This is a genomic window from Pusillimonas sp., from assembly GCF_044464525.1.
Taxonomy (GTDB): domain Bacteria; phylum Pseudomonadota; class Gammaproteobacteria; order Burkholderiales; family Burkholderiaceae_B; genus Pusillimonas.
On record NZ_JBIQLE010000005.1, the window covers coordinates 112,526 to 136,268 of the forward strand.

The 23,743-nt window shown below is 61.5% G+C and carries 22 protein-coding genes and 1 tRNA gene; 17 read left to right on the forward strand and 6 right to left on the reverse strand.

Features of this window, described 5'->3' with window-relative positions; genetic code table 11:
* Positions 1-168: 168 nt before the first annotated feature.
* A complete protein-coding gene (locus ACIY1O_RS04520; RefSeq protein ID WP_397473891.1) occupies positions 169-351 on the forward strand; it encodes a hypothetical protein in 183 nt (60 codons plus the stop codon).
* A 104-nt stretch (positions 352-455) separates the two neighbouring features.
* Here the strand turns inward: ACIY1O_RS04520 and hutC are convergent, their stop codons facing one another.
* On the reverse strand, positions 456-1,169 hold the full coding sequence (hutC, locus tag ACIY1O_RS04525; protein WP_397473892.1) for a histidine utilization transcriptional repressor HutC: 714 nt from the start codon (positions 1,167-1,169) through the stop codon (positions 456-458).
* A gap of 124 nt (positions 1,170-1,293) precedes the next feature.
* On the opposite strand from hutC, the gene ACIY1O_RS04530 reads away from it, so the two are divergent.
* The 8 genes from ACIY1O_RS04530 to hutI all read left to right on the forward strand — a co-directional run bounded on the left by ACIY1O_RS04530 (position 1,294) and on the right by hutI (position 9,791).
* The gene (locus ACIY1O_RS04530; protein ID WP_397473893.1) at positions 1,294-2,445 is read left to right on the forward strand and encodes an ABC transporter substrate-binding protein; all 1,152 of its coding nucleotides are present in this window, start codon (positions 1,294-1,296) and stop codon (positions 2,443-2,445) included.
* Between the two features lie 108 nt (positions 2,446-2,553).
* The gene (locus ACIY1O_RS04535; protein ID WP_397473894.1) at positions 2,554-3,417 is read left to right on the forward strand and encodes a branched-chain amino acid ABC transporter permease; all 864 of its coding nucleotides are present in this window, start codon (positions 2,554-2,556) and stop codon (positions 3,415-3,417) included.
* A 9-nt stretch (positions 3,418-3,426) separates the two neighbouring features.
* Entirely contained in the window at positions 3,427-4,296 is an 870-nt protein-coding gene (locus ACIY1O_RS04540; RefSeq protein WP_397473895.1) for a branched-chain amino acid ABC transporter permease, read from the forward strand.
* On the forward strand, positions 4,293-5,081 hold the full coding sequence (locus ACIY1O_RS04545; protein ID WP_397473896.1) for an ABC transporter ATP-binding protein: 789 nt from the start codon (positions 4,293-4,295) through the stop codon (positions 5,079-5,081). Before ACIY1O_RS04540 ends, ACIY1O_RS04545 begins: the two co-directional genes overlap by 4 nt.
* Positions 5,074-5,778, forward strand: a complete 705-nt coding sequence (locus ACIY1O_RS04550) for an ABC transporter ATP-binding protein (protein WP_397473897.1) — start codon at positions 5,074-5,076, stop codon at positions 5,776-5,778. Before ACIY1O_RS04545 ends, ACIY1O_RS04550 begins: the two co-directional genes overlap by 8 nt.
* Positions 5,779-5,850: 72 nt before the next feature.
* Positions 5,851-7,563, forward strand: a complete 1,713-nt coding sequence (hutU, locus tag ACIY1O_RS04555; protein ID WP_397473898.1) for a urocanate hydratase — start codon at positions 5,851-5,853, stop codon at positions 7,561-7,563.
* Between the two features lie 12 nt (positions 7,564-7,575).
* Positions 7,576-8,544: a formimidoylglutamase gene (gene hutG / locus ACIY1O_RS04560; protein WP_397473899.1), complete on the forward strand. Its 969-nt coding sequence runs from the start codon at positions 7,576-7,578 to the stop codon at positions 8,542-8,544.
* Positions 8,541-9,791, forward strand: coding sequence for an imidazolonepropionase (hutI, locus tag ACIY1O_RS04565; protein WP_397473900.1), 1,251 nt, complete (start codon positions 8,541-8,543; stop codon positions 9,789-9,791). The genes hutG and hutI overlap by 4 nt, the downstream gene beginning before the upstream one ends.
* Here hutI and ACIY1O_RS04570 read toward each other — a convergent pair.
* Positions 9,788-10,636 carry a helix-turn-helix domain-containing protein gene (locus tag ACIY1O_RS04570; protein ID WP_397473901.1) on the reverse strand — a complete coding sequence of 283 codons (849 nt, stop codon included), beginning with the start codon at positions 10,634-10,636 and terminating at the stop codon, positions 9,788-9,790. The two genes, hutI and ACIY1O_RS04570, sit on opposite strands and share 4 nt — an antisense overlap.
* A 346-nt stretch (positions 10,637-10,982) precedes the next feature.
* On the opposite strand from ACIY1O_RS04570, the gene ACIY1O_RS04575 reads away from it, so the two are divergent.
* Positions 10,983-12,596, forward strand: a complete 1,614-nt coding sequence (locus ACIY1O_RS04575) for an FAD-dependent monooxygenase (protein ID WP_397473902.1) — start codon at positions 10,983-10,985, stop codon at positions 12,594-12,596.
* A gap of 183 nt (positions 12,597-12,779) precedes the next feature.
* Complete coding sequence (locus tag ACIY1O_RS04580; RefSeq protein WP_397473903.1) at positions 12,780-13,169, forward strand: DoxX family protein; 390 nt, start codon at positions 12,780-12,782, stop codon at positions 13,167-13,169.
* 49 nt (positions 13,170-13,218) lie between these two features.
* Here ACIY1O_RS04580 and ACIY1O_RS04585 read toward each other — a convergent pair whose 3' ends face one another.
* Positions 13,219-14,121: a LysR family transcriptional regulator gene (locus ACIY1O_RS04585; RefSeq protein ID WP_397473904.1), complete on the reverse strand. Its 903-nt coding sequence runs from the start codon at positions 14,119-14,121 to the stop codon at positions 13,219-13,221.
* Between the two features lie 233 nt (positions 14,122-14,354).
* On the opposite strand from ACIY1O_RS04585, the gene ACIY1O_RS04590 reads away from it, so the two are divergent.
* The 4 genes from ACIY1O_RS04590 to ACIY1O_RS04605 all read left to right on the forward strand — a co-directional run bounded on the left by ACIY1O_RS04590 (position 14,355) and on the right by ACIY1O_RS04605 (position 18,746).
* Positions 14,355-15,641, forward strand: a complete 1,287-nt coding sequence (locus ACIY1O_RS04590; RefSeq protein WP_397473905.1) for a gallate dioxygenase — start codon at positions 14,355-14,357, stop codon at positions 15,639-15,641.
* Positions 15,642-15,729: 88 nt separating this feature from the next.
* Positions 15,730-16,773, forward strand: a complete 1,044-nt coding sequence (locus tag ACIY1O_RS04595) for a TRAP transporter substrate-binding protein (RefSeq protein ID WP_397473906.1) — start codon at positions 15,730-15,732, stop codon at positions 16,771-16,773.
* A 117-nt stretch (positions 16,774-16,890) separates the two neighbouring features.
* Positions 16,891-17,424 (forward strand): TRAP transporter small permease, encoded by a 534-nt coding sequence (locus tag ACIY1O_RS04600; protein WP_397473907.1) that lies wholly within the window; start codon positions 16,891-16,893, stop codon positions 17,422-17,424.
* Complete coding sequence (locus ACIY1O_RS04605; RefSeq protein WP_397473908.1) at positions 17,421-18,746, forward strand: TRAP transporter large permease; 1,326 nt, start codon at positions 17,421-17,423, stop codon at positions 18,744-18,746. Before ACIY1O_RS04600 ends, ACIY1O_RS04605 begins: the two co-directional genes overlap by 4 nt.
* A gap of 267 nt (positions 18,747-19,013) precedes the next feature.
* Here the strand turns inward: ACIY1O_RS04605 and ACIY1O_RS04610 are convergent.
* Together ACIY1O_RS04610 and ACIY1O_RS04615 are read right to left on the reverse strand one after the other, a co-directional pair.
* Positions 19,014-19,090 (reverse strand) — tRNA-Pro (locus tag ACIY1O_RS04610).
* A gap of 7 nt (positions 19,091-19,097) precedes the next feature.
* Positions 19,098-20,063 carry a polyprenyl synthetase family protein gene (locus tag ACIY1O_RS04615; protein ID WP_397473909.1) on the reverse strand — a complete coding sequence of 322 codons (966 nt, stop codon included), beginning with the start codon at positions 20,061-20,063 and terminating at the stop codon, positions 19,098-19,100.
* Between the two features lie 159 nt (positions 20,064-20,222).
* Between ACIY1O_RS04615 and ACIY1O_RS04620 the strand changes: the two genes are divergently transcribed.
* Both ACIY1O_RS04620 and ACIY1O_RS04625 read left to right on the forward strand, forming a co-directional pair.
* Positions 20,223-21,089, forward strand: a complete 867-nt coding sequence (locus ACIY1O_RS04620; RefSeq protein ID WP_397473910.1) for an ATP-binding protein — start codon at positions 20,223-20,225, stop codon at positions 21,087-21,089.
* Complete coding sequence (locus ACIY1O_RS04625; RefSeq protein ID WP_397473911.1) at positions 21,082-22,155, forward strand: thiamine phosphate synthase; 1,074 nt, start codon at positions 21,082-21,084, stop codon at positions 22,153-22,155. Before ACIY1O_RS04620 ends, ACIY1O_RS04625 begins: the two co-directional genes overlap by 8 nt.
* A gap of 71 nt (positions 22,156-22,226) precedes the next feature.
* Here ACIY1O_RS04625 and ACIY1O_RS04630 read toward each other — a convergent pair whose 3' ends face one another.
* Positions 22,227-23,723 carry an efflux transporter outer membrane subunit gene (locus tag ACIY1O_RS04630; protein WP_397473912.1) on the reverse strand — a complete coding sequence of 499 codons (1,497 nt, stop codon included), beginning with the start codon at positions 23,721-23,723 and terminating at the stop codon, positions 22,227-22,229.
* Positions 23,724-23,743 lie beyond the last annotated feature (20 nt).

The following is a 23,743-nucleotide window of genomic DNA, read 5'->3' on the forward strand; positions in this document are numbered from 1 at the left end:
CGTTCATATGCCATCCTAGAAGTATTGAATCCGAAACGCATTTTTACACCTTCGGCATCAATAGTCGCAGTAGCACGGGTGAAACATGCATGTGCAATCATAGTGACTCCAGCAACGCCGGGGTTCGTCATCATTGATGGGCGCCGGAGTGTTCAACCAGGAAACTCAATGTCCGCAACAAACAAAACTCTTGCTCCGTACCGCACCTGGAAAGTCAAGCCTTACGCTCTTTCAATGGAAGCTCGCATTGTCCGCGAACGCGCTGAACAAGCCCAACCGCCAATGATCTCCCTGCACACCAGCAAGCACAGCGAAAAGCCCAGCAAAGAAGAAGACGCGGCCACAACGTAGATGCCGGGGCGACGCCGCCCCTATTTCCTCACAAGCCCGCACCGTCATCCCAAATCGGTTCGCGTGGCATCCGCCCAGACGGCAACCGCTTTTGCGTCGCGCTTTTATAACGTGCCTGCCAACTGATACCGGCTTCCCGGATACCACATGGTCGCCACCGACGCCACTTGATCCTGCGACAGCGTCGTGCGTTTAAGCACCAGGCACGGCTCGCCTTCCGGAATATGCAGCATTCGCGCTATTTCGTGCGGTGCGCTCATCGCCTCGACGCTATACCGCACACCCTGAAGCGGCGCCACGACCATTAGATATTCGTTCGGTGTGGTGGCCGCGAAGTCTTGCTCCAGATAGTCGGGAGCCACTACGGCATTCACCCACCGGTCTTCCACTTGTATGGGCACGCCGTTGTCCAAGTGCACGATTACCGAATGGAATAAAGCATGACCCGCCGAGACGCCGAAGCGATGGGTGAAAGGCTCTTGCGCATTGTGTTGTTCGAGCAAATGCACTTCACAACTATGCTCGTGGCCCCGATCACGCACCTCATCGGCAATGCTCTTGATGGCTATCAGGGTGGCCTGATACTTCTGTTTTGCCACGAAAGTTCCTGAGCCCTGCACCCTCGTCAAGACCTCTTCGGCGGTCAGCTCTTTTACGGCACGATTGACTGTCATGCGCGATACGCCGAATTTCTTGACCAGCGCCTGTTCGGTCGGAACCACGTCCCCTTCTTTCCAGCGGCCTTTTTGTATCCCTGCGAGCAGATAATTCTTGATGCGCAGGTATCGGGGCATTGTCTCCTCTTTCTTGCTGCTCACATTTTCTCCTGGAAAACACTATTGATGTAACAGATGTTATTTGATAGAGTTGTATCTGGCAAAGTTGTATAGACAACTTATCACAACTTAATGCGCACGTGGTCAACTATCAGGAGACACAACAATGAAACGATTCATAACCACCGGCAAGCTTGCGCTGGCCGTAGCGGTATCCGCAGCCTTCGCCGCACCAACTGCCTTGGCCGACATCAAGATCGGGCTCAACGTCCCCCTTACCGGCTTTGCCGCATTTGACGGAAACTCGGCCCACATAGGCGCACAGCTTGCCGTCGAGAAAGCCAATGCCGAAGGCGGCGTTAACGGTGAAAAGATCGAACTCATCGCCTACGACGACCAGGCATCGGCCAAGGAAGCCACGCCGGTAGCCACCAAGCTCATCGAACGCGACAAGGTCGTGGGCGCCGTCTCCGGCTCTTACTCGGCGGCCACTCGCCCGGCCGCGCAGATATTCCAGGCCGCCGAAGTGCCCTACGTGGTCGCCTACTCCATCGACCCCAGCGTTACTCAAACCGGCAACTACATGTTCCGCGTATCATCCATGGGCGAAGTCCAGGGGCGCGGTGGCGCCAAGCTGGTCAACGAACTGGGCAAGAAACGGGTGGTGCTGGTCACGCTTAAGAACGACTTTGGCCAAACCCTGGCCAGGGGTTTCAAAGAGGGCGCGAAGAAATTCGATCTGGACATCGTCAGCGAGTACGAATACGACATCAAAGACCGCCAGTTCGGTTCGCTGATCGCCAAGGTAAAGTCTGACAACCCGGAAGCCATTTACGCCTCGGGCTATTATTTCAACGCCGGCCCGCTGGTTTCGCAGATGCGCGCCGCAGGCGTAACGGTGCCCATCATCGGCCAAGAAGGCTACGACAGCGAAAAATTCATCGAGATCGCCGGCAAGGCCTCCGAAGGCACCCTGCTGGTCACCTCGCTGGATCGCGATTCCGACGTTGCTGAAACCAAAGAGTTCCTCGAGAAGTTCCGCGAAAAGGCCGGCTTCGGCGCCGACATGGTGGGGGCCTCCACCTACACGGCAACGGCCATCCTGATCGAAGGCCTGCGCAAGACCAACGGCAAGGGCGGCGCCGAGCTGCGTGACGCCATCGCCGAGGGCAGCTACACCATGCCCATCGGCAAGCTCGAGTTCAATGACCTGCATGAAGTCAGCAAAGACCTTCAGGTACAGGTCGTGAAAGACGGCGCGTTCCATCGCCACTCGGTGCTGCACGATCCAGAACTGCTCGCGCCCCCCAGCAAATAAGCTTCACGTACAGCGCGCCGCGCGGGGCGGCGCGCGCATCCTCCAAGAAAGCGCACAACCGCCCGGTACCGCGGCCACCGCTTCAATAAGATCAATCCAGGAGCCACTATGCTCTTTGTCGAGCTCGTTGCGCAAGGACTGGTGCAGGGTAGTATTTACGCCCTCATCGCCCTTGGCCTAACCCTGGTGTACGGGCTGCTGCGCATCCTGCACATCGCCCATGCCGCCCTGTTCACGCTGGGCGGATACATCGGCGTCATCGCCACCAATGCCACGGGAAGCCTGACGCTTGCCTGTATCGCCGCCATGATAGGCGCGGGCATCGTGGGCGTGATCATCTATCGCCTTTGCTACGAACCCATATTGAATCAGCCGCCCTTCGTCGCGCTGATTGCTTCCATCGGGCTATACATCGCCTTTGAAGAGGCCTTCCGAATTCTGTTCGGCGCAGCCGGCCTTACTTACGATTCGCCGCCATTGCAAGAATATGTGCATGTGTTCGGCGGGCTGCACTTCAGCCTGGCCGAGCTCATGGTCATGGGCAGTTCCTTGGCCATCATCGCGGCCCTTGGCTATCTGCAAACCCATACCCGTATCGGCATCGCGTGCCAGGCAACCGTATCCGATCCGCAAATGGCGCAATCCTTCGGCATTCGCCTGCGCACAGTGCGCGATCTGAACTTCTTCGTCGGCTCGGCGCTGGCCGGCTTTGCCGGAGTTTGGGTCGCTCTGCTCAACAACCTTGTCGAACCCACCATGGGCAGTGTTCCGTCATACAAGGCGCTGGCCATTATCGTGCTGGGCGGCATGGGTTCGGTACGCGGCACGCTGCTGGCATCACTGGTGCTGGGTGTGGTCGAATCCTTCGGCACCATCTATCTCGACCATCTACTCGATCGCAACGCCATTGCTTTCGCCCTGCTCATTCTCGTACTCATGGTCCGTCCCCAGGGACTTTTCGCACGACGCTAGGAGACGCACATGGCATATGAAATTTCTTTACTTACCGCCATGGGAATCAGCGTCATCTTTGCGCTGTCCCTCAACCTCATAACCGGTTTTTGCGGCCAGATCAGCCTCGGCCACGCCGCTTTCCTGGGCATCGGCGCCTATACCTCGGCCATACTGTGCAAGGCGGGTGTACCATTTTTCGCCACCCTTCCCATTGGCATGCTGCTTGCCGGCATAGTGGGCGTCATCGTCGGGCTTACAAGTCTGCGTGTACGCGACGACTTCCTGGCCATCACCACCATGGGGGTCGTATTCCTGTTCGTGGGCATCGTGCGCCAGCAAGAATGGCTGGGCGGTGAAATGGGGCTCTCGGGCATTCCGGGTTCCGGCCTCGACCGCGTGGGTTTCATGTGGCTGTCGCTGGGGTTGGCCGCGCTGGTTGCCGTCTTCTGCATCTACATCCAGAAATCCTGGATGGGCCGCGTGTTCAACGGCATAGCCGAAGACGAGGACACCATGCGCGTGCTTGGCATCGACGTTCCCCGCTACAAGCTTGCGGCGTTCGCCATGGGCACAGCCATAGCCGGCCTGGCCGGCGGGCTGTACGGCCAGCACTTCAAATACATCGGCCCCGAAAGCTTCGGCTTCATCGAGTCGATCACCGTGCTGTCCATGGTGGTCTTCGGCGGCATCGGTTCTGTTCCCGGCGTAATTTTCGGCGCCGCTTTGCTTTCGGCCCTGCCGGCCTGGTTCCAGGTCATCGGCGACTACAAGCTGCTGGTCTACGGCGGTGTGTTGTTCCTGATGATGCGCTTTTCTCCGGGCGGCGTGGCGGGCATTGTCCGCGCCCTGCTGCGCCGCCGCGCAGGCAAAGGCCAAACCGAAGGAGCACGCTTATGACCGCCGACACGACTTTACTTCGCGTAAACGGGGTCACGGTGCAGTTCGGCGGCCTCAAAGCCGTCGACGACGTATCGTTCGACGTTCGCCAGGGCGAGTTGCTTGGCTTGATCGGTCCCAACGGGGCCGGCAAGACCACGCTGATGCGAGCCATCACAGGGGTGGTTACAGCCAACATGGGCGCCATCCACCTTGGCGAGCACAAGTTGAACGGCCTGCCCACACACCAGCGCATCCGACGAGGGCTGGCCTTCTCGCAGCAATTGGTACGGCCGTTTCGCGACATTTCCGTGCTGGACAACGTCGCCCTGGCTGCCGGCAGCGCCCACACCCACTCGCCCCTGAAAGCGCTGCTGCACACCAGTTCCAGCCATGAGCGCGACATTGCGCGCCGCATGCTTGAGCGAGTCGGCATCGCCCAGCACGCCGACCAAATGCCCGGCATCCAGCCGCTGGGCGTACTGAAGCGTCTTGAAGTCGCCCGAGCCCTGGCACAAGAGCCCAAGCTGCTGCTGCTGGATGAGCCTTTGGCGGGCCTGAACTCCAAAGAGGCGGCCACGCTGGCGGACACCATTGCCGAAATCAATCGGCAAGGGGTAACCACCATCCTCATCGAACACAACCTGGGCGAAGTCATGCGTATCTGCCATCGGCTGGTGGTGCTGGACAACGGCCGCCACATCGCCAGCGGTCCGCCGCGCGAAGTCATGCAGCAACCGCAGGTGCGTGCCGCCTACCTGGGCGCCGAAGCAAATGCCGACACCACGGAGGAACAAGGTGCTTGAGTTAAAAAACCTGACCTGCGGCTACGGCACGTTCGAAGCCGTATCCAACCTGTCGCTGACGCTGGAACCGGCAACCATCACCGCCCTGGTGGGTGCCAATGGCGCCGGAAAATCGTCCACCCTTATGTGCATCGCCGGCCACGTCCAATTGCATGGCGGCGCCATCATGTTCGAGGGCCGTGACATCAGCGCCTTGCCGCCGGCCGACCGAGTGCGCCTGGGCTTGGCCATTTCCCCCGAGGGACGCCGGCTGTTCAAAGATCTAAGCGTCGAAGACAACCTGCGCGTGGGCGGTATGATCCGGCCCAAGACCGATTTCGCCGAAGACCGCGACAAAGTGCTGGCGTTGTTTCCGCGCCTGGGCGAGCGCCTGGGCTCTCTGGCCGGCAACCTATCGGGCGGCGAACAGCAGATGCTTGCTATCGGGCGCGCCCTTATGGCGCGGCCCAAGCTGATCATGATCGACGAGCTTTCGCTTGGCCTTATGCCCAAGATCATCGACCTGTGCTACCACGCCCTGCAAAAATTGCGCGCTGAAGGCCTGACCATCTTGCTGGTCGAACAAAACACCGACCGTGCGCTTAGCGTGGCAGACCAGGTCTGCGTGCTGGAATCCGGTCGAACTGTATGGCAGGGCAGCGCACAAGACGCCGCCAAAGACCCCGACCTGGCCGCTGCGTATCTGGGCCTGCATTAAGCAACTCCATTGCGGGCTCGCGCGACAGCTGCACGCCGCCACGCCCGAGCAACAAAGAAAGAGGAAACGAGTATGAACACCGCAACTGATCAACACGCAAGCGATCCGCGCTACGACGCCACACGCAAAATCCATGCTCCGCGCGGCGACAAGCTGACATGCAAGAACTGGATCAGCGAAGCAGCCTACCGGATGATCCAGAACAACCTCGACGCCGAAGTGGCCGAAGACCCGCAACACCTGGTGGTGTACGGCGGCATTGGCCGGGCGGCGCGCAACTGGGAGTGCTACGACCAGATTCTGACCGAGCTCAAGCAATTGGAAGAAGACGAGTCTTTGCTGGTGCAGTCCGGCAAGCCGGTGGGCGTGTTCAAGACCCATGCCGATGCGCCCCGGGTACTGATCGCGAACTCCAACCTGGTGCCGCAATGGGCCGATTGGGAGCACTTCAACGAACTGGACCGCAAGGGCCTCTTCATGTATGGCCAGATGACAGCCGGCAGCTGGATATATATTGGAAGCCAGGGCATCATCCAGGGCACCTATGAAACCTTCGTCGAAGCCGGCCGTCAGCACTTCAACGGCGACTGGTCAGGCCGCTGGATACTTACCGCCGGCCTGGGCGGCATGGGCGGAGCACAGCCACTGGCCGCCACGCTGGCCGGCGCGGTGTCGCTCAATATCGAATGCCAGCAAAGCCGCATCGACTTCCGGCTGCGCACGCGGTATGTCGACAAACAGGCCAAAGATCTCGACGAAGCGCTGGCCATGGTGCGCTACCACTGTGAACGCAAAGAGGCCGTTTCCATCGCCCTGCTGGGCAACGCGGCTGAAATTCTGCCCGAGCTGGCGCGCCGCGCCAAAGAGGGTGGCATGAAACCGGATCTGGTCACCGACCAGACCTCCGCCCACGACCTGGTCAACGGCTATCTGCCCATGGGCTGGACGCTTGAGCAGTGGGAGGCCGCGCGTAAAGACTCTTCACAGCACGCCGAACTTACCTCTCGCGCCCGCGAATCCTGCGCGGTTCACGTACAGGCCATGCTCGACTTCCATGCCATGGGCATACCCACTGTCGACTACGGCAACAACATCCGCCAGGTCGCGTCCGATGCGGGCGTGTCAAACGCCTTCGATTTCCCGGGTTTCGTGCCCGCCTATATCCGGCCGCTGTTTTGCGAAGGCAAGGGCCCTTTCCGCTGGGTGGCGCTGTCGGGCGACCCCGAAGACATCTACAAGACCGACGCCAAGATCAAAGAACTCTTTCCCGAGAACAAGCCCGTGACCCATTGGCTGGACATGGCGCGCGAGCGCATCGCCTTCCAGGGCCTGCCCTCGCGCATCTGCTGGCTTGGCCTGGGCGAGCGACACGTCGCCGGCCTGGCATTCAACGAAATGGTGCGCACGGGTGAACTGAAGGCGCCCATCGTCATCGGGCGCGACCACCTGGACACCGGCTCAGTGGCCAGCCCCAACCGCGAGACCGAAGCCATGCGCGATGGCACTGATGCAGTTTCCGACTGGCCGTTGCTTAACGCCTTGCTCAACACCGCGGGCGGCGCCAGCTGGGTGTCTTTCCACCACGGTGGCGGAGTGGGCATGGGCTACTCGCAGCATGCCGGCATGGTCATCGTGGCCGACGGCAGCGACGCAGCGGCCAAGCGGCTCGAGCGCGTTCTGATCAATGACTGCGGCTCGGGCGTCATGCGCCACGCCGATGCCGGTTACCAGGCTGCCATCGATTGCGCCAAGCGCTTCGGCCTGCAGCTTCCCATGATCAAATAAAGCGATACCGCCATGCTTATACCCGCCGACATGACGCAATGGAAGGGCCGCACCGACGCAGCCGAGGGCCCCGCCGGACAGCGCTGGCACCAGGCTGTGCGGCCCCTGTCAGGCGACGCCGGCCAAGGCGTCGTGCTGACGGGCTTTGCTTGCGACGCCGGAGTACAGCGCAATCATGGCCGGCCCGGCGCCCGCAAGGGGCCGGCCGCCATCCGGGCCATGTTAAGCAATATGCCGGTCAATCAATGCAAGCAGATTTTCGACGCCGGCGACGTCGTCCCGCAAGCCATCGGTGCGCACGACGGGCTCGAACAGGCGCAGGACGAACTTTCTGAACACCTGGCCGGCGTGCTCAAGCATGGCCACCTTCCTATTACGCTGGGAGGCGGCCACGAAATCGCCTTCGGGTCGTTCGAAGGGCTTGCCCGTCATCTTGCTGCGCAACATCAAACCGCGCCCCGTGTCGGCATCATCAATCTCGACGCACACTTCGACCTGCGGCAGGCCGAGCACGCCAGTTCAGGAACACCGTTTCGCCAAATTGCCGAAACTTGCGAACAGCGGGGCTGGGACTTCAACTATTGCTGTCTGGGCGTAAGCCAATTCGCCAATACCCAAGCTCTATTCGACCGTGCGTCGTCGCTGGGCGTTGAATGGCTGCTCGATGAAGAAATGGGCATTACCGACCGCACCGCCGTGCTCTTGCGGCTGGACGCTTTCCTGCACAGCGTCGACCATGTTTATTTCACCATCTGCCTGGATGTACTACCAGCCTACGTTGCGCCCGGCGTCAGCGCGCCCGCCGCCCGAGGGGTTCCCCTCGAGGTGGTGGAAGCCCTGGCCGACCATGTGGCGGCATCGGGCAAAATGCGCCTGGCCGACATTGCCGAACTCAATCCTGATTTCGACATCGATAATCGCAGCGCGCGCGTCGCCGCCCGCCTGGTCGCGCGCATCGCCAATCAATCGAGCGCACTATGAAAGATTCCGGCCCGAACTGGGACGCCCTGTGGGTAAACGTCAATCTTGCCACCATGAGCCCATCGGGCGGCTATGGTGAAATCCACGATGGAGCCATTGCGGTAAGGCAAGGAAAAATCGCCTGGCTGGGCAAACGCGGCGCCCTGCCGCGCGTGGCGCACGCCGCGCACGAACACGACGGCGGCGGAGCATGGCTGACACCCGGCCTTATCGATTGCCATACTCACATCATTTATGCCGGCAATCGCAGCAACGAATGGGAAGCACGCCTTAACGGCGTGCCCTACGAGCAAATCGCGCGCGAAGGCGGGGGCATCGTCTCGACTGTGCGCGCCACCCGCGAAGCCGGCCTTGATGAGCTGCTGCGGCAAAGCCTGCCCAGGGTAAAGGCATTGATGGCCGAGGGCGTCACCACGCTGGAAATCAAATCCGGCTACGGCCTTGACCTGCCCACAGAACAGAAAATGCTGCAGGCGGCCCGCGAAATTGAAACGCGCCTGAAGCTGACAGTGCGAACCACATTTCTTGGAGCCCACGCGCTGCCTCCCGAATACGCGGCCCGGCCAGACGACTACATCGACGAAGTCTGTGAAAACATGTTGCCTGCTCTGGTCGAGCAAGGCCTGGTCGACGCCGTTGACGCCTTTTGTGAAAGCATAGGCTTCACCCCTGCGCAGACCGAGCGCGTGTTCATGGCGGCCAAGCGACACGGCCTGCCTGTGAAGCTGCACGCCGAGCAGTTGTCCGACCACGGCGGCGCCCAACTGGCAGCGCGCTACCAAGGGCTTTCCGCCGACCATCTGGAACACCTCTCGGCCGAAGGCATCACCGCCATGGCCGAGGCGGGCACGGTCGCGGTGCTGCTTCCGGGCGCCTTCTATTATCTGCGCGATACGCAATTGCCGCCGGTTCAGGGGCTGCGCGACGCCGGCGTGCCCATCGCGGTGGCCACCGACTGCAATCCGGGCACCTCGCCCATGACCTCGCTGCTGCTGGCCATGAACATGGGTTGCACCATCTTCCGCCTGACACCTCAAGAAGCCCTGGCGGGAGCCACCATCAACGCGGCACGGGCATTGGGGCTTGCTGATTCCATAGGCAGCCTCGAACCGGGCAAGAACGCCGATTTTGCCCTATGGGAAATTGACCGGCCTGGCGACCTGGCCTATGCGATGGGGTTCAACCCCTGTGTCGCTATTGTGAAAAACGGCGCCATGCGCAACACAGAAAGCGCGCCGCGCACCTAACCTTGGTGGCGGCGCAACATGCCGGGCGTGCGGCCGGTTAAGCGGCGAAACGCACTGGTCAGATGGCTTTGGCTTGAAAAGCCCGTTTCCATGGCAATTTGGCTGATGGTTGCATCAGAGCCAAGCAACAACTTCTTCGCGTACGCAACTCGCCGCCTCAAGACATATTGATGCAAAGGCTCGCCCATATGGCGCTTGAACGCCCGGGCAAAGAAGCTGGGGCTGTAGTTGGCCACTTCCGCAAGCGCCCCCAAGCTCAGATCGTTGCCTAGCTCGGCGTCTATATACTCAATAACCCGCCGCATGCCCGTATTGGAAATTTCGCGCCGGCTTTCCAATAGCGCTTGGCGCTCATTGCCGCCCCCGCCCAAGGCGAACAAAGTCTGTACCGCCAGGGCGTTTGCCAGGCTGTCGACATATAGACGCTCGTGGGCACCCGGCATGCGCAAGGCCGACAGCACCGCCAGCGACAACTGTTCCAGCAACGGCTCGGCTTCGCCAAGTATGGGCCGCAGTTGCATGCGACGCTGATCGCCGTCGAATACCTGTTCCACCACCTGCTTCAGCAGGGAGTTACGCAAATACAGCAACATGACCTGCGGCGCACCAACAACCCGCCAATCGGTCTCGGCCCCTGCGGGAATAGAGCCAAAATACCCTGGCCGCAGCAAGGCGCGGCTGGGCGCGGCGCTACCCGAAATGCGGCGCGTGATGCCTGCGGACCCCGACACGCAATAAGCCAGACAAAAGTGGTCGACGCCGCCTATGGTGGCCGACCACGATTGTTCGCTGGCCACCGACGTGTACAGGTCGCGCCAGCCCTTGCCTTCGCTGGACATTTCCATGCGATTGCCGGGCAATGCGGCTATTCGGTGGGTTTCACGAACTGGAAACTCGCTGTTTCGCCTGAGCTGAACGTTGGGCATCGGTTATGAGAAAGTCTGGTAGTTCACACATAAAGCACGGCATGGGGCAGTTACGCAAGCGGGCCATGTTGAGGCGAATACGCTCGGGACCAGGTTGCTCTCCAATATAAATTAAATAACTCGGCCTCCACACTGGCTCAGGGTTTATACCGAGCTTTCTTCTATAAAACCAGTCCGGAATTTGATAGCCGCCTCACTTCCTCGCCCCTTAAAGTAAATACGATCCCAAAATGACTATCGTGCATACAAGCAGGAGACCATCGCCATGATCCACACAGACGTACTAGTTATCGGGGGCAGCCTTGTAGGGCTTTCGGCCGCCGCCATGCTGGCCCATCACGGCGTTCAATGCCTGGCGGTGGAGCGGCACCAGGGCACCGCCATCCATCCCAGGGCGGGCCACTTCCATTTGCGTACTTTGGAGGCCTTCCGCGCCATAGGGCTGGAAGACGCGGTGCGTAGAACATCCGAAGCGCAGTTCGACCCCGACGGCGGCATCAATGCCGTCGAATCGCTGGCCGGCGAGGAAATTGCGCATTACATCGTCAACCTTAACGAAGGAGTGGAACGCTACAGCCCCAGTCGCAGGCTGTTCCTGACCCAGCAAAGCCTGGAGCCCTTGCTGCGCGAGCGGGCCCAAGAGCTGGGCGCCCAACTTCGCTACAGCACCGAGCTGGTCGCCTTTGAACAAGACGGCACCGGCGTTACCGCCACCGTGCGAAATGTAGAGACCGGGCGGGAAGACACCATACGCGCCCAATACATGATTGCCGCCGACGGCAACCGCAGCCCTGTTCGCAACAAGCTGGGCATCGACATGGTCGGCCACGGCCAGCTTTCGCATAGCGTCACCTTGTACTTCAGCGCCGATTGCGCAAAATGGCTCGAAAACCGCAACTTGGGCGTCATTTATGTCAAGAACAACGATCTGCGCGGCTTTTTCCGCATGGAGCGAAGCGGCAAGACCGGCTTCCTGGTCGTCAACACCGTGGGCGATGTCGGTCGCCCCGAAGCGCACAACATTGCCGATATCATCACGCCGGAAATCGCCGAGCAGTTGGTGCGCTCGGGCATTGGCGACCCCGACGTGGCCATCGTCATTGAAGACATCGCACGCTGGCAGGCAGTGGCCGACGTTGCGCAAGCCTTCAACAAAGGCCGGGTATTCCTGGCCGGTGACGCAGCGCATGTCATGCCGCCCACCGGCGGCTTCGGCGGAAACACCGGTGTCCAAGATGCCCACAACCTGTGCTGGAAGCTGGCACTGGTATTGCAAGGCGTCGCATCACCCGCCTTGCTTGACACCTATGACGCCGAACGCCGTCCCGTCAGCGCACTCACTGTAGAACAGGCCTACACTCGCTATGTGCTGCGCATCCACCCCGAGCGCGATCGCGAGGGCATGCAGCCCCTGATAGACGACTTGAACATGGAGATCGGCTATCTGTATCGCTCTTCGGCCATCGCCCCGATCAAGGACGATCACGACCGTGTCTACGAAGACCCGCGCGAAGCGACAGGCCGCCCCGGCAGCCGGGCACCGCATCTTCTGCTCGAACGCGATGGCAAAGAAAGCTCCGTTCTGGATCTCGTGGCCAAGCGCCACGCCCTGGTTGCCGGACCGGAGGGACAAAAATGGGCTTCTACGACCGAAGACGCCGCGGCCCGCCTGAAGCTGCCGCTGGATGTGCATATACTGGACGGCCAAGGCGCGGTTACCGATCGGCAGGCGGCTTTCGCGTCGCGCTACGGCGTATCCGCAAGCGGCGCGGTACTGATCCGGCCCGACGGATTCATTGCCTGGAAGGCGGAAGCGGACGGCGGCGCCGACGCTGAACATGTATTGGCGATGCTGTCCAAGGCCTTGGGAAAAAGCTAGGCCCCGTGCCATGCGGCGCCGCTACGAGGTATTCAGCATCCACCTCACGATCATCCGGTAGACGAAAATAGTTGGCGGTGTATTGATCGTTCTCAAGCCGGCACCGCATTCTCTGGCCGACAATAGGCCAAGCGGCGCTTCGCGCACGCGACTCAATACCTATACTGATAACGGAGAAGCGCCATGGCCACCTCACTTTGCGACCGGTTTTGCCAACCGATCAACCTCATCCGCACCCTTTGCGGCCTGTTCTATTTTCCCCATGTTTATTCCAAGATCGTGGGCTTCGAGGGTACGGCAGGCTTCTTTACAGCCGCCGGCCTGAGCCCGGGCGCGGTATTTGTAAGCGTGGCCATGGCCGCCGAGCTTCTGGCCGGCATCGGCCTGACCTTCGGCATACTTACGCTCTACGCGGCGCTGATCTCCACCGTCATCATGTTCGTGGCCATCTACGCCACCATTGTCGTCAAGGGCATGGGCTGGTACTGGGCAGGCGGCGGCATCGAATATCTGGCGTTCTGGGGCCTGGCCTCGGCCGTTGTGGCGTGGCATGCCTGGAAGGCCGACAGGTAAAGCCAATAAGCCATCGATCAATCGGCCATTGCGAACCGGCGCCTACTCCTCAGATCGCGTCGCCGACGTGATGTGCGGCGCGATGAAGGTGCGCGAGCACGTTGCGCAGCAAGGGCGAAGGCACGGTGTCGCTGCGCAGGATGGCGCCTATCGTCAGGGGATGGCCTTTTTCCGCTATCGGAATCACCGAAATATACGGCAAGGCCATGGGATGGCGCGCGATCTGCGAGGGCATCAGGCCGACATAATCGCCGGTTGCCACCAATGACAGCAAGGCCAGCGTGGAATTGACCACCGCCCCGATCGGCGGTGCCTCCAGGCCATGCGACTCGAACAGCAGCTTGGCGTAGCCCGAGGCGCTCTGCGCCCCGGTGAACACCCATCGCGCCTCTTGCAGGTCGGTCAGTTTGCGCGCCTTCAGCCAGGGGCTGCCCTTGCGCGCGGTGGGCACCATCGTCGTCCGGATCAAGGGCTCGACGCCGAACTCGCCCGGAGGCAATTCGTCGGGAATGCCGCCGACCGTCACGTCCACCTCTTGAGTGCGCAGGCGCTGTAGCTGCGCCACGTACAGCTCTTCGCTGACACGCAGCCGCACTTCCGGGAAGGCCTGGCCAAAGGTGCGCAGCAGTTCGGGGATAAGCAGCATCACCGCGACCGGCACGGCGCTGATGTGCAGGTCGCCCACCATCCTGCCGTTCATCTGCTGGATTTCATCCGCCGCCTGGCTCAGCTCGCGCGTGGCCTTCAGGGCGTGTTCGTACAAAACCTTGCCTTGGGCGGTGGCCTGCACGCCGCGCGAGGTTCGATGCAACAGCGTCGTGCCAAGCTCAAGCTCCAGCTCGCGGATCGACTTGGTCAAGGCGGGCTGAGAGACGCCCATGCGCCGTGCCGCGCTGCGCAGCGACCCTTCTTCGATGGCGGCCATCAAGATGTTCAAGGTGGACAGTTTCATGTCTTGCTTCGGGCAATCGTGGATAAAAAAGCAGCGCCCGGGCGCGCGGCGCAGCCATGGATGACAGCAGGATGTAAGTGCTTAAATTTCTGCGCTCTCTTGCCCGGATGATAACGGATGGTTATCACGGTGCCAAACCCGGCATCTGTGCGCGGGATAGAGGACGATAAATAATACGCCGCAGCCACATGCAGTTACATGCCTTCCCGGCGCAATACAACAGGAGATGCTTCATGGCCAGAATCATCGGCGCCGTCGCCGCTTCCCACACGCCCACCATTGGCTTCGCCTTCGACGGCAACAAGCGACAATCCCCCACCTGGGCGCCCATTTTCGAGGGATTCGAGCCGGTGCAGCAATGGCTGGCGCAGCGCAAGCCCGATGCCTTGTTCATGATCTTCAACGATCACATCACCTCGTTCTTCTTCGATCATTACTCGGCCTTTGCGCTGGGCGTGGGCGAAAGCTATGCGGTGGCCGACGAAGGCGGCGGCAAGCGCGACCTGCCGCCAGTGCCTGGGCACGCCGCCCTGGCCCGCCACATCGGCCAATCGCTGATGAGCGAAGAGTTCGACATGTCGTTCTTCCAGGGAAAGCCGCTGGATCATGGCTGTTTCTCGCCGCTGTCCATGATGACTCCGCCCGAACCCGATTGGGCAGTGCCCATCGTACCGCTGCAGATCGGCGTGCTGCAGTTTCCCATCCCCACGGCACGCCGCTGCTACAAGCTGGGCCAGGCGCTGCGCCGCGCAATTGAAAGCTACCCAGAAGACCTGGACGTGGCCATCGTCGCCACCGGCGGCCTGTCGCACCAGGTGCATGGCGAGCGGGCCGGCTTCAACAACACCGTCTGGGACGAACAGTTCCTGTCATTGATCGAGAAAGACCCCGAGTACCTGGTCAGCCTGACTCAGGCCGAATACGCCGAACTGGGCGGGCTGGAGGGCGCGGAAATCATCATGTGGATGGTGATGCGCGGGGCGCTGTCGGCAAACGTGCGCAAAGTGCATCAAAGCTACTACCAGCCCTCGATGACGGGCATCGCCACGGCCATCTATGAAAACGAAGCCGTGCAAGCGCCCTTGCCGGGCCCGGTGGAGCGCCATCGCCGCCATATGGCCCAGCAACTGGAAGGCGCCGAGCGGCTGGCCGGCACCTACCCCTTCAACCTGGAGCGCAGCGTGCGCGCCTATCGCATCAACCACTTTCTGCACCGCCTGATCGAACCTGACTTCCGGGCGGCGTTCCTGGCCGACGAAGAGGCCGAGTTCCTGCGGGCCGGCCTGACGGAAGAAGAAAGCACGCTGATCCGCAACCGCGACTGGCGCGGGCTGATCCACTACGGCGCGATCTTCTTCGTGCTTGAAAAGCTGGGCGCCGTAGTGGGGGTGTCCAACCTGCACATTTACGCCGCCATGCGGGGCCAGCCCCTTGAAGAGTTCCTGAAAACCCGCAACGCCCCCGACGCCTTGTACTCGGTGGCGGGCAAAGAGGCGGGCAAGCAGGCGTGGGACACCTGAACGGCGCCTCATCCGAATTTTTTCGCGGCTTGACCATATCCGCTTTCATTAGCGCCGCTCTATCGCGGCCCGCATAAGGAGACACTTCATGACAACAATTTCCAAACTTTCCCTGGCTGCGCTGGCCGTGGCCGCGACCTTTTCCGCAGCGGCGCACGCCAACCCCGTAATACTGAAGGTGGCTCATCAATTGCCTTCGGTATCAGCGGCTCATAACAAGTTCATCGTACCCTGGTGCGAGAAGATCGAGGCCGACTCCCAGGGCGGACTCAAGTGCCAGATCTACCCGGCCCTGCAACTGGGCGGCACGTCGGCGCAATTGTTCAACCAGGCCCGCGACGGTGTGGCCGACATTGTCTGGACGCTTCCCGGCTACACCCCTGGCCGCTTTCCCGTGTCCGAAGTGTTCGAACTACCGTTCATGACGACCACGCACGAGCCCTCGTCCCGCGCCCTGTGGGACTACGTGCAAAAAAACGCCACTGACGAGTTCCGGGGAGTCAAGCCCATCGCTGTATGGGTGAACGGGGCCAACTTGCTGCACATGCGCGACAAGAAGGTCGAGACCCTGGCCGAACTGCGCGGCCTCAAGGTCCGGGCGCCTTCCCGCCTGGGCAACAAGATTCTGGCCTCGCTGGGCGCAACGCCCGTGGGCATGCCGGTGCCGCAAATGGCCGAAAGCCTTTCAAAAGGCGTGATCGACGGCGCCCTCGTGCCCTGGGAAGTCATCCCGGCCACCAAGGCGCACGAACTGACCCGCTACAGCTTCAGCACCGCCGGCGACACCGCGATGACAACCGCCACCCACATATTCGTAATGAACCAGCGCAAGTACGATAGCCTGCCCGCCGAGCTGAAGCAGGTCATCGACGCCAACAGCGGACGCGAAGCCTCGGCCTGGGTGGGATCGGTGTTTCGCGCGGCCGACGCCGTCGGCCTGGAATTGGCCCGGGCCAACGGCAACGAGGTCTACGCCATCAGCGCCGACGAAACCCAGGCATGGGTAAAAGCCACCGAGCCGGTCACCGATGAATGGACCAGGGAGATCTCGGCCAAGGGCAAGGACGGCGCGGCACTGGTCAATGAGGCCCGCGAATTGGTCCGGCAATACACCGCCCAGGACAAACAATAAGAAGCAAGTGAGCCATGCGTGCCCCAGGGAACCTCCCTGGGGCATCTGCCGCCGGCGCCCGCCAAGGCGAAAGCCATGCTCACGCGAGACATTCTCTTTAGTAGCAAGGAAGCTGTCATGCCAGAACCCTTATCACGGCCGGACATTGCGTTCACACGCTTATTGGGCCGGCTCATCGAATGGGCCTGTATTGCAATGGCCGTGCTTGGCGGCGCGCTGTTCCTGGCCGAGGCGCTGATGTCCGTCCTCAGCGTCGCGGGCCGCAGTGTCCTCTCCAGGCCGATACTGGGCGACTACGAAATGGTGCAACTGGCGTCGGCCATGGGTATCGTCATGTGCCTGCCTTATTGCCAGCTCAAGCGGGGCCATGTGTTCGTCGACTTCTTCACCCTATGGGCGCCCGAGCGGCTGAAGAAGCTGCTGGACGCCCTGGCGTGCATCGTGCTTGCGGCCATTGCCTTCCTGCTGGCCTGGCGCTGCTGGCTGGGCATGGCCGACATGCGCGAATACCAGGAAAGCTCGATGGTGCTGGGCTTGCCGATCTGGTGGGGATACATACCCATCACACCCGCCTTCATCCTCCTTGGCATCACTTCCGTGATGACGATGATCAAAGACCTGCGCGCCAGCGGCTTGGGGGTAGCTAAATGAGCGGCACTTCCATCGGCATCATCATCGGGCTGATGATGGTGTTTTTCCTGGCCGTCCGCATGCATATCGGCATGGCCATGTTTGTTTCCGGCGCCCTGGGCTACTGGTGGATCTCGGGCCTGGATCCTTTGCTGGCGCACTTGAAGCATGCGCCCTTCAGCCGGTTTTCCGTCTACGACCTTTCAGTGGTGCCGCTGTTCCTGCTGATGGGCCAGTTCGCCACCCATGGGGGCCTGTCGCAGGCCTTGTTCCGCGCGGGCAGCTCCTTCCTGGGCCACCGGCGAGGCGGCATGGCCATGGCCGGCATCGCCTCTTGCGCGGGCTTCGGCGCCATCTGCGGCTCATCGCTGGCCACGGCGGCAACGATGTCCCACGTCGTGCTGCCCGAGCTGAAGCGCTATCAGTACAAGCCCAGCCTGGCCGGCGCCTCGCTGGCGGTGGGCGGCACGCTTGGCATGCTGATTCCGCCCTCTGTGCCGCTGGTCATCTACGCCATCCTGGCCGAGCAGAACATCGCCAAGGTATTCATGGCGGCCTTCCTGCCATCAGTATTGGCGGTGGCGGGCTACATGATCGTGGTGGCGCTGATCTGCTGGCGCGATCCCTCTGCCAGCGGCCCCGCCCTGCCGCGCGCAAGCTGGCTGTCGCGCCTGCAGACCCTGGCGGCGACCTGGCCCGTGCTGCTTATATTCGCCGTGGTGCTGGGCGGCATCTACGGCGGCGTGTTCACTCCCACTGAAGCGGCTGCTGTCGGCGCCATAGCCACCGGCGTGGCCGCCTGGCGATCGGGCGGCCTGCGCAACGGCGGCCTGATGCACAGCATCCTGGGCACCGCCACAGGCACCGGCATGATGTTCCTGATTCTGATGGGCGCCGACATGCTCAACGCCTTCCTGGCAGTCAGCCAGGTACCCGTCGACTTCGCCAACTGGGTGCAGGGCCTGGGGCTGAGCCCCTTCACCGTCCTGTTCGCCATCATCGTCATCTACATACTGCTGGGCTGCATCATGGACAGCCTGTCCATGATCCTGCTGACCATACCCATCTTCCTGCCCATTGTTCTTGGCATGGACTTCTGGGGCTTGTCGCCAGACGAAAAATCGATCTGGTTCGGCATGCTGGCGCTTGTGGTGATGGAGATAGGCCTGATCACCCCGCCGGTGGGCATGAACGTGTTCATCATCCACAGCATGTCCCGCGACATTTCCCCAGGCACCATCTTCAGGGGAGTCGTGCCCTTCCTGATGTCGGACGTCGTGCGCATTGCGCTGCTGGTGATGTTCCCGGTGATTTCGCTTGGGTTGTTGCGGTGGCTGGGTTGATGCTGGACAGCGCTTGCTCAACCGCCGCGTGGCGATACACAACAAGCAGACCAGCTCGACGCATGGATTGAAGTGCTTACCCAGCAATATCGTCGGCGCTATAGCTGCCGCTGTCGTTACCGCTGTGAAGTGGTGTTGCACCCGGCATCGTAGCGCAGGGATACTCCAATGCACAGAACGCCTTTTCCTGGGCCACAAAGCAAAAAAAGCACGGTTTGCGCCGTGCTTTTTTTGCTCTTGATTTACAAGAATTTTTGACCAAATTCATGGTCGGGGTGACATGATTCGAACATGCGACTCCTACGTCCCGAACGTAGTACTCTACCAGGCTGAGCTACACCCCGAGTGTTTTCAACGGTCTCGTTCGACCGCGAAAGAACAGAATTTTAGCAAAGAATCAAAGTGCGCGGAAACGGGGAAGGCTTCCAGGGCCTTGCGCGCAATCTCGGCTTCTGCAACTGCAATATTACGCGTGTAGTCGAGCGCATCGGTGTCGTGAATGGCACGTGCAACAGCGTCAAAATCGCCGTCTCCGGTCTCGATGGCGCCGGCGATAAGCTGACGCTGGGCCTCGGTACCAACCTCCATCGCGCGAATCAAGGGCATGGTCGGTTTGCCTTCGCGCAAATCGTCGCCCACGTTCTTGCCCAGCGAACCGGCATCGCCGCTGTAATCAAGCACGTCATCAACCAATTGGAAGGCCGTGCCGACATGCCGGCCATAGGCGGCCGCCGCTTCTTCCTGAGCGGGGTCAACGCCGGCGATGATGGCGCCTACCTGACAGGCCGCCTCGAACAGCTTGGCGGTTTTATAGCGCACGACCTGCATGTAGCGCTCGATGGAGACCGCCGGATCATGCACGTTAAGCAATTGCAGCACCTCGCCCTCGGCGATAATGGTGGTGGCCTGCGAAAGCACCTGCATAATTCGCATGGAGTCGGCCTCCACCATCATTTCGAATGAACGCGAATACAGGTAGTCGCCCACCAGCACGCTGGCGGCATTGCCAAATACCGCGTTGGCGGTGCTGCGGCCTCGTCGCAGGTCAGACTCATCAACCACGTCGTCGTGCAGCAAGGTCGAGGTATGGATGAACTCGACCACGGCAGCCAACAGGTGGTGTTGCTCGCCCTTGTATCCCAGCGCGTTGGCGATCATCAGCAAAAGGGCCGGACGCATGCGCTTGCCCCCTGCCCCGATGATATAGTCACCCACTGTTCTGATAAGTACGACGTCGGAATTCAAACGCGCCCGGATCACCGCGTCGACGGCTTTCATGTCGTCTGAGATGGGCGCAAGCAAATCGGCTAGGTTCAAAAGGGGAATCCGCAACAAAAACGCCAAAGGGCGGGTACGAGACCGCTGACGGATGCCGGACAACCGCGCGGGCCAGGCTAGATTATACGTGCTTGCCGAAACCCCCTGATCTGAAATTGGCGATAATAGCGGTTTGCCTGGAATCACCTGGAGAATCGCTTGAGTGCCCTAGACCTGACCACGCTCGTGGAACGCGCCGAACGCGTCTTGGCGCAACTGGAAGCCTGGCTGCCGCCCGCCCCACCGGAAATCGACTGGACCGCCCACGCCTTTCGCTGGCGCAAGCGGGGTTCGCGAGGCTGGCTCGATGCAATCAGGCAGGTTTCACGCATCGAGACCACCGACCTGCAGCACATCGAGCGCCAGAAGGGCATCATCGACCGCAACACCCGCCATTTCCTGGAAGGCAAACCGGCCAACAACGTGCTGATGACCGGCGCCCGGGGCACCGGCAAAAGTTCGCTGGTGAAAGCAATGCTGGCGGCCTATGCCGACCGGGGCCTGAGGCTGATCGAGGTCGATAAATCCGACCTGGCCGACCTTGACGAGATCGTGCACATGATCAGCACCCGGCCCGAGCGCTTCATCATCTTCTGCGACGACCTTTCCTTTGAAGAGGGCGAGCCCGGCTACAAGGCGCTGAAATCCGTGCTGGACGGCTCGCTTAGCGCCTCGGGCGACAACGTGCTTATCTACGCCACCTCGAACCGCCGCCACCTGATGCCCGAGTACCTAAGCGAAAACCTCAGCGCCCAGCATCAGCCCGATGGTGAAATCCACCCCGGCGAGACGGTGGAAGAAAAAATATCCTTGTCCGAGCGCTTCGGCCTGTGGCTGTCCTTCTACCCCTTCAAGCAGGACGACTACCTGGACATAGTCAATTACTGGCTGGGTGTTCACGGCTGCACGCCCGAGAGCATCGCCGAATCCCGCGTCGAGGCGTTGCAATGGGCGCTCGAGCGCGGCTCACGCTCTGGGCGAGTGGCCCGCCAATTCGCCCGCGACTGGGCCGCCCGCCATGTCTAAGCCGTTCGTCGACGTCGCCGCCGGCCTCATCCTGCGCCCCGGCAACGAACTGCTGCTGGCTGAACGACCCGGCGACAAACCATGGTCGGGCTGGTGGGAACTTCCGGGCGGAAAGATCGAACCGGGCGAAACTGTACTACAGGCCCTGGCGCGCGAACTGAAGGAAGAACTGGACATCACCGTTACCGAATCGGCGCGCTGGGTCACCCACATTCACGAATACCCAAAGACCATCGTGCGCCTGTCATTCTGCAAGGTGACCGGTTGGCAAGGCACCCCCACCGGCATCGAGGGCCAGCAACTGGCCTGGATTCGAACCGATCGATCCCTGGAAATCGGCCCCCTGCTGCCCGCCACCGAGCCGCCGCTGCGCTGGCTTCAACTGCCGGAACGCTATCTGCTCACATCGATAGGCAGCTCGGACGGCCTGGCCGGCTTCCTTGAGAAGCTCGAAGCAAGCCTGCAACAAAACAACAAAACCATGGTCCAGTTCCGCGAACCGCAATGGGCTCGCGAGGCGGAACCCGCCGAGGTATATGCAGGCTTCGAAGCCGTCCTGGATATATGCCGCAAGGCCGACTCGCCCTGCTTGGTCAACAGCATCCATCCGGAAGCTTGGTGGTCGCTGGCCGACGGCGTACACCTGCGCGCTCAAGACGCCGCCGCGCTGGCGAATAAAGAACGCACGGCCCCCGAAGGCATATTGCATACGTCCGCAAACCACGAAGCTCCCGCCAACGGCGCCGACCCCAACAGCCGCGAGTACGCACTGACGCGGCGCGATGTTCATTTGAATCCAAGACGCCTGGTCGGCGTCTCGGCCCACAACGCCAAAGACCTTGAAATCGCCCGCACGCTACATGCCGATTTTGCGGTGCTGGGCCATGTGCTGGATACGCCTTCGCATCCCGGCCAACCACCCTTGGGCTGGGAAGGCTTCAGCAGCCTGGCCTTCGCCGCGGGCCTGCCCGTATACGCCATAGGCGGTCAATCAGCGGCCACCCTGCCCGTGGCCAAGCAACACGGCGCACACGGCATCGCAGGCATTCGGCACTTGCTTGACTGACCCATCATCGAACGCATCCACTTTGCACGGTTGGGCAAAGGGGCGTTCGATGGATGTAATTTCCGCTGCTATTAGCGAGAACTTACCTCCGATGGATCAACAGCGCCCACGACCTCCGGTTCAAGATCAACAACCTGCCATCCACCACCCAGCGCGGTCATCAACTGCACCGAAGCCAACAAACGACTCAACCGAAGCGACAAGGCAGAGCGCTCGGCACTAAGAGCCGTAGCCTCCACCTGCACCACACTGAGATAATCAATCAGCCCCGCATCGTACTGATTCTGCGTCAGTTGCAGCGACTCGCGCGCCGAAGCCAACGCACGGCCCTGTGTTTCCTGCTCTTGCGCCAGCACCCGCAACTGCACCAGATAATCCTCGACCTCTTGCAGCGCACTCAGCACAGTAAGCCGATAAGCCGCCACCTGCTCATCGTAGGCTGCCCGAGCCTCGTCCAATTGCGCCTGCCGGGCGCCGCCGTCGAACAAAGTCAGCGCCAGCGCCGGGCCAAGCGACCAAAAGTGAAACGGCGCACTCAGCCATTCCGCCCATTGGCTGCCTCGGTACCCCGCTTGGGCGCCAATCGTAAGATCAGGGAACCACGCTGCCTGAGCCACACCGATTCGTGCATTGGCTTGCGCCGTTCGACGCTCGGCGGCGGCAATGTCGGGACGGCGCTCAAGCAACTGAGAGGGCAGGCCGGCGGGTATTCCTGGAACCACTCCGGCCAGCCGCCCCGCCTCCAGACCGAATTGCGAAGGCGCCCGCCCCAGCAGCACGGCCAGCGCATGTTCTAGTTGGGCGCGCTGTCGCTCCAGCGCCAGCATCTGCGTGCGGGCGTTCTCGAGCTGAGTGCGCGCCGTCGCCACATCGGCCTGCGCCGCCACCCCGGCGGCATAACGGTTCTGCGTCGTTTCAAGAGACCGTTCGTACGCAGCGACAGTCTGTTCAAACAAGCCTTTTTCGGCGTCAAAGGCCCGAAGCTGGAAATAGGTCTGCGCCAACGTGGACTGCATGCTAAGCCGAGTATTCGCCACATCGGCCGCGCTGGCATCCGCACCGGCCTCGCCCGCTTCAACCGTTCTACGTACCCGCCCCCACAGGTCGACCTCCCAACTGACGTTGCCCGACAAGCTGTACTGATTCCCGGCTCCGCCCCCTGGGGTACCCGAATTTCCATTGCCTGATCCGCCTCCGGAACGCGTGGCCGAGGCCGAGGCGCCCACGGTGGGGAAGAAACCCGCGCCCGCAGAGCGCACCAGCGCCTGAGCCTGCCGCCGGCGCGCTTCGGCCTGGGCGATGTCGAGATTGGCCTCAAGCATTTCGCCCATCAAGCGATCAAGTTGCGGGTCCTGGAATTCGCGCCACCAATCAGGGCGGGGCGCAGCGTCATTAGGGCTTGCCTGCTTCCAGCCCTCGGCCTCCTTGTAATGATCGCCCACCTGCACAACCGGCAAATGGTAATCAGGGCCCACTGCGCAGCCCGCCAAGGCAAGACTGATCGCAAGCAGCCCGGCCCGCTGGCCTGATCGACACCAATCCCGCAAACTCAAACCAATTCCGTTCATGTTTCTCATTTTCCTTCCAA

Bases quoted from the DNA above. Each gene is read 5' to 3' on its own strand.
- ACIY1O_RS04530 (WP_397473893.1), top strand. From the start codon at position 1,294: ATGAAACGATTCATAACCACCGGCAAGCTTGCGCTGGCCGTAGCGGTA.
- ACIY1O_RS04625 (WP_397473911.1), top strand. From the start codon at position 21,082: ATGTCTAAGCCGTTCGTCGACGTCGCCGCCGGCCTCATCCTGCGCCCC.
- hutI (WP_397473900.1), top strand. From the start codon at position 8,541: ATGAAAGATTCCGGCCCGAACTGGGACGCCCTGTGGGTAAACGTCAAT.
- hutU (WP_397473898.1), top strand. From the start codon at position 5,851: ATGAACACCGCAACTGATCAACACGCAAGCGATCCGCGCTACGACGCC.
- ACIY1O_RS04570 (WP_397473901.1), bottom strand. From the start codon at position 10,636: ATGGAAATGTCCAGCGAAGGCAAGGGCTGGCGCGACCTGTACACGTCG.
- ACIY1O_RS04590 (WP_397473905.1), top strand. From the start codon at position 14,355: ATGGCCAGAATCATCGGCGCCGTCGCCGCTTCCCACACGCCCACCATT.
- ACIY1O_RS04595 (WP_397473906.1), top strand. From the start codon at position 15,730: ATGACAACAATTTCCAAACTTTCCCTGGCTGCGCTGGCCGTGGCCGCG.
- ACIY1O_RS04585 (WP_397473904.1), bottom strand. From the start codon at position 14,121: ATGAAACTGTCCACCTTGAACATCTTGATGGCCGCCATCGAAGAAGGG.
- ACIY1O_RS04545 (WP_397473896.1), top strand. From the start codon at position 4,293: ATGACCGCCGACACGACTTTACTTCGCGTAAACGGGGTCACGGTGCAG.
- ACIY1O_RS04605 (WP_397473908.1), top strand. From the start codon at position 17,421: ATGAGCGGCACTTCCATCGGCATCATCATCGGGCTGATGATGGTGTTT.
- ACIY1O_RS04520 (WP_397473891.1), top strand. From the start codon at position 169: ATGTCCGCAACAAACAAAACTCTTGCTCCGTACCGCACCTGGAAAGTC.
- ACIY1O_RS04600 (WP_397473907.1), top strand. From the start codon at position 16,891: ATGCCAGAACCCTTATCACGGCCGGACATTGCGTTCACACGCTTATTG.
- ACIY1O_RS04535 (WP_397473894.1), top strand. From the start codon at position 2,554: ATGCTCTTTGTCGAGCTCGTTGCGCAAGGACTGGTGCAGGGTAGTATT.
- hutG (WP_397473899.1), top strand. From the start codon at position 7,576: ATGCTTATACCCGCCGACATGACGCAATGGAAGGGCCGCACCGACGCA.
- ACIY1O_RS04580 (WP_397473903.1), top strand. From the start codon at position 12,780: ATGGCCACCTCACTTTGCGACCGGTTTTGCCAACCGATCAACCTCATC.
- ACIY1O_RS04575 (WP_397473902.1), top strand. From the start codon at position 10,983: ATGATCCACACAGACGTACTAGTTATCGGGGGCAGCCTTGTAGGGCTT.
- ACIY1O_RS04540 (WP_397473895.1), top strand. From the start codon at position 3,427: ATGGCATATGAAATTTCTTTACTTACCGCCATGGGAATCAGCGTCATC.
- ACIY1O_RS04630 (WP_397473912.1), bottom strand. From the start codon at position 23,723: ATGAACGGAATTGGTTTGAGTTTGCGGGATTGGTGTCGATCAGGCCAG.